Raw genomic sequence first — 326 nt, 5'->3', positions numbered from 1 at the left:
CCGCTATGAAGGGCGGCAGTGCGTCTTGACGGAGAAGGCTCGCTTGGTCCGTGAGCGCTACGACCTGGCGACATATCCGACCATCTACGCGTACGGAGACACGCCGGAGGACCTGGATATGCTGGCCATTGCTACTAAGCAGTACTATCAGTGGCAAGTGGTTGGCGTCGCAGGTGGGCGCTAACAAGTCATTCAAGCCGACGCCGCTTCGCGGCGCGGCTTAATTCTGGTGTTAGACATCATGAGGGTAGCGGTGACCATCGAAATTTCGAACCAACTATCAGAGGAGCTAAGCGTCATTGAGCGCCATCTGGAATCAACGGTGC

General features: G+C 56.7%; 2 pseudogenes. Both read left to right on the top strand.

The features are described from left to right. A pseudogene (locus RTW80_RS28220) lies at positions 1–184 on the top strand (HAD family hydrolase); the annotation flags it as partial. Positions 185–241: 57 nt separating this feature from the next. Then, a pseudogene (locus tag RTW80_RS28215) lies at positions 242–326 on the top strand (ANT(3'') family aminoglycoside nucleotidyltransferase); the annotation flags it as partial.

The organism is Escherichia sp. AM3 (genome assembly GCF_032029835.1).
In the GTDB taxonomy this organism is placed as follows: domain Bacteria; phylum Pseudomonadota; class Gammaproteobacteria; order Enterobacterales; family Enterobacteriaceae; genus Escherichia; species Escherichia coli.
This window is presented reverse-complemented; position numbering and strand designations above follow the sequence as displayed.